Source organism: Nostoc sp., from assembly GCF_036917275.1.
GTDB lineage: Bacteria > Cyanobacteriota > Cyanobacteriia > Cyanobacteriales > Nostocaceae > Nostoc.
This window is the reverse complement of sequence record NZ_JBALDF010000025.1, coordinates 1-3,792: the sequence shown is the minus strand read 5'-3', so window position 1 is coordinate 3,792 and position 3,792 is coordinate 1. Positions and strand designations below refer to the sequence as shown.

Genomic DNA, 3,792 nt, shown 5'->3' with positions numbered 1-3,792 from the left:
TTAACGGAGTTCAAAGACTCATTCACGAGTATCAAAGACTCGTCGGCGAGTATCAAAGACTCATTAACGGAGTTCAAAGACTCATTCACGAGTATTAAAGACTCATTAACGAAGTTCAAAGACTCGTCGGCGAGTATCAAAGACTCATTCACGAGTATCAAAGACTCGTCGGCGAGTATTAAAGACTCGTCAGCGAGTATTAAAGACTCATCCCCTATTCCCAATGCCCAACTAGTGAACTAATGGCTAACAAAAAGTCATAAACTGAAAAATGCATCTAAATAACTCGTTAGGATCTTGACTAAATTACCTGTGCGGAAAATCGTTATTGCCGGCAACTGGAAAATGTTCAAAACCCAGGCAGAGACCCAGGAGTTTTTAAAAGGATTTCTGCCCTACTTAGACGAAAGCCCCGAAGGGCGAGAAGTGATATTGTGCCCTCCTTTCACTGATTTAAGCCTTTTGTCCCAGAGTTTGCACGGTAGCCTCATCCACCTGGGGGCACAAAATGTCCATTGGGAAGAATATGCAGCCTATACAGGCGAGATTTCTGGCCCAATGCTTACAGAAATTGGTGTGCGCTTTGTGATTGTCGGTCATAGTGAACGAAGGCAATACTTTGGCGAAACGGATGCAACCGTTAATCTGCGCGTCCGAGCTGCTCAAAGGTTTGGTTTGACCCCAATTTTATGTGTTGGCGAAACTAAACAACAACGAGATGCGGGAGAAGCTGAATCAGTCATTACTCTCCAACTCGACAAAGGCTTGCTAGATATTGATCAGGAAAATTTGGTGATTGCCTACGAACCTATTTGGGCGATCGGTACTGGTGATACCTGTGAAGCAACGGAGGCGAATCGGATAATTGGCTTAATTCGGAGCAAGTTGAGTAATCCGAATGTATCAATTCAATATGGCGGCTCAGTCAAGCCAAATAATATTGATGAAATCATGGCTCAACCAGAAATTGATGGTGTTTTAGTGGGAGGAGCAAGTCTAGAACCTGAGAGTTTCGCTCGGATTGTGAATTTTCAGTCAGTGTAATGTGCCTTCTTCTCGTTCCCATGCTCTGCATGGGAATGCCTAATGTAGATTTATGTCAAGCAACTTGATAATTCGAGGACGCTGTTTTGAGTGGGGACAGCGGACTTATTTGATGGGCATTTTGAATGTGACGCCTGATAGCTTTAGCGATGGGGGTGAGTTTAATACTACCTCTGCTGCTCTAGTACAGGCGCAAGCACTGGTAGCTGCTGGTGTTGACATTATCGATGTGGGCGGTCAATCAACTCGACCAGGGGCAAAGCAAATAACTCTGGCACAGGAACTTGACCGAGTACTATCAGTGTTACAGGTGCTAAGACCAGAAATTTCAGTCCCGATTTCTGTAGATACAACTCGTGCTGCTGTAGCTAGGGCATCTGTAGAAGCTGGAGCGGATATTATTAATGATATTTCTGGCGGCACTTTTGATTTAGAAATGTTGCCAACAGTGGCAGAGTTAAGTGTGCCGATAATTTTAATGCACATCCGGGGAACGCCACAGACAATGCAACAACAGACTGATTATCAAGATTTGCTGGGAGAGATTTATAGTTTTTTGGCTCGGCAAATTGGGGTAGCAACTGTTGCAGGCATTGAGCGGGATAAAATTATTATTGATCCTGGTATTGGGTTTGCTAAGAACTATGAGCAAAATTTAGAAATTTTTCACGGCTTGCGATCGCTCATACCACTCAACTGCCCTATCTTGGTAGGAGCATCTCGAAAAAGTTTCATTGGTCGCATTTTAAATCAACCAGATCCAAAAGCGCGAGTTTGGGGAACGGCAGCAGCTTGTTGTGCTGCTATTTTTAATGGTGCTGATATTCTGCGAGTTCACGATGTTCAAGAAATGCGCGAGGTTTCACTAGTAGCCGATGCGCTACTGAGACAAGCTGCACAGCGTGACTATTAAGTATTACCGTTTTCGGATTTTTTGCTGTGACCTTCTGTCATTATCGACTCATTAATCAACTCATGAAACATTTCAGTTGAGTTGGCTGGGTCTACAAAGACAATTTTGGCATTACTGCTCTCACCAAGTTTTTGGCTAGCATCTACGTAATCTTGAGCTACAAGATACCGCAAAATGTCCCTACTATCTGGATTGGAACGGAGAGCTTGAGAAATGATTTGCACTGAAGCCATAGTGCCTTCTGCTTTTTTAATGGCAGCTTCCTTTTCCCCTTCTGCTTCGGTAATCAGCGCCCGTTTTTTGATTACAGCGGCTTGCTCCTCTTCTCTCGATTTTCGTACACTCTCAGGTAGTGTAATACTCTGAAGGTCTAACCGGAGAATATCAATTCCCCAATCTACCGTTATATTATTCAACTGGTCTAAGAGGGCTGTGTCCATCTCCGCCCTGGAGACATTGGTCTGCTCTAGGGTGTTTTGGGCAATGATTTCCCGGAGCGTGGTTGTAGTTACCTGTGTCAGTGCCCCTTGCAGATCCTCAATAGCATAAAAGCTTTTCTCAATATCTCTAATGCGCCAGTAGACAATAGCATCCACTTCTACGTAAATATTATCTTGGGTGATCACATTCTGAGGTTTAATGTCTAAAAACTGCTCTCGTGTAGTATCTTCCATCACAACCTGATCGACCAAGGGAACAATAAAGTTCAGCCCAGGTTTAAGTTTCCGATGATACCGCCCCAGGCGTTCGACTAGGGCTTCATTACCTTGATTAATCAGTTTTGCAGAACCTAAGGCATAACCTATAAGCACTAAAACTATAAAAATGATTGGCTCCATATATACTCCTATTCAGCTTTTGGGAGAATTTAGTGTCAAGGATATGCTACTAGCTTGTCATATCTTTGAGTTTAATGTTTTGAGTCTGTAATTTTATCAACACTAGCAGCGATGTCTGATGTCGAGTTGCTGCACGGCTTGTACATATTTTGTAAGTACGAGAGTTTCGCAGAATGCGATCGCTATTAAAGCACCTTGATCACACCCTGGCAAGGACTAGTTTATCTAATCAACATTATTTGTACTGATATCTTCAGACAACCGGGAAGTGATTCAGTATATTCACGCAATATTACATAATTTAATGTAAAATTTATGATATTTTTAAAAACTCCACTATAATCGGATTTAAATTGGCTTCAGCCATTAAAAATGTAAAAATATTATGGGCAGGTTGTTAATCAAACTTATAGGTTTAATCCTACTTTTCATCGGCTTATACTTTTTTGGTCAAAATATCATATTTGTTAGCAGTTACTATTCATATTTTTTCGGTAGTTTACCTGCTACAGCTTCAGTTTTAGCAACTATGACAGGTGTATTTGCATTAGTTTTTTTTCGTAGAGAAACTGGTAACTTGGGATGGATTTTTCTAGGCATTGGCATAGTACTAGTTTTTTTAAGCGGTGGAGTTGTTTTAAAGCCAACTAGCTTATGGAATTTCATAATTGCTTTTGCCGCATTAGCATCTGGATATAAATTATTGAATGAGGGCAGAATCAACTTTTAAAATTTGTAAATATAATCTATCTTCTCATGTTTATTAGTAGCTAATACCAATTCTGTATGAAGATGTACCATATATGAGGAAAGAACCGCAAAGGGGAGGCAGCGTGTTGTGAACTTTCCCAAAGTTGGGGCAACTGCCGTTGCAAAGAACACGAAGAAAAAAATAAGAAGTTAAGAGGATGTTTGAAAAGTCATGATTGATGTATCAAATATTTTTTACCCCACCCTAACCCTCCCCGAAGATTGGGGAGCCACTGCGTTGGGCGG

Annotated in this window: 4 protein-coding genes and 1 pseudogene; 3 read left to right on the top strand and 2 right to left on the bottom strand. The window is 41.5% G+C overall.

The features are described from left to right. Nucleotides 1–224, bottom strand: a pseudogene (locus V7K35_RS09090) (hypothetical protein); the annotation flags it as partial. Between the two features lie 88 nt (nucleotides 225–312). Here V7K35_RS09090 and tpiA point away from each other — a divergent pair. Both tpiA and folP read left to right on the top strand, forming a co-directional pair. Beyond that, nucleotides 313–1,044 carry a triose-phosphate isomerase gene (tpiA, locus tag V7K35_RS09085; RefSeq protein WP_335078182.1) on the top strand — a complete coding sequence of 244 codons (732 nt, stop codon included), beginning with the start codon at nucleotides 313–315 and terminating at the stop codon, nucleotides 1,042–1,044. Between the two features lie 52 nt (nucleotides 1,045–1,096). Further along, the gene (gene folP, locus V7K35_RS09080) at nucleotides 1,097–1,957 is read left to right on the top strand and encodes a dihydropteroate synthase (RefSeq protein ID WP_335078180.1); all 861 of its coding nucleotides are present in this window, start codon (nucleotides 1,097–1,099) and stop codon (nucleotides 1,955–1,957) included. On the opposite strand, the gene V7K35_RS09075 is transcribed toward folP, so the two are convergent. Next, the gene (locus V7K35_RS09075) at nucleotides 1,954–2,796 is read right to left on the bottom strand and encodes an SPFH domain-containing protein (protein WP_335078178.1); all 843 of its coding nucleotides are present in this window, start codon (nucleotides 2,794–2,796) and stop codon (nucleotides 1,954–1,956) included. The genes folP and V7K35_RS09075 overlap by 4 nt on opposite strands. 385 nt (nucleotides 2,797–3,181) lie before the next feature. Here V7K35_RS09075 and V7K35_RS09070 point away from each other — a divergent pair, with 385 nt between their 5' ends. Continuing rightward, on the top strand, nucleotides 3,182–3,526 hold the full coding sequence (locus tag V7K35_RS09070; protein WP_335078176.1) for a hypothetical protein: 345 nt from the start codon (nucleotides 3,182–3,184) through the stop codon (nucleotides 3,524–3,526). Nucleotides 3,527–3,792 lie beyond the last annotated feature (266 nt).

Bases quoted from the DNA above. Each gene is read 5' to 3' on its own strand.
- folP (WP_335078180.1), top strand. From the start codon at position 1,097: ATGTCAAGCAACTTGATAATTCGAGGACGCTGTTTTGAGTGGGGACAG.
- V7K35_RS09075 (WP_335078178.1), bottom strand. From the start codon at position 2,796: ATGGAGCCAATCATTTTTATAGTTTTAGTGCTTATAGGTTATGCCTTA.
- V7K35_RS09070 (WP_335078176.1), top strand. From the start codon at position 3,182: ATGGGCAGGTTGTTAATCAAACTTATAGGTTTAATCCTACTTTTCATC.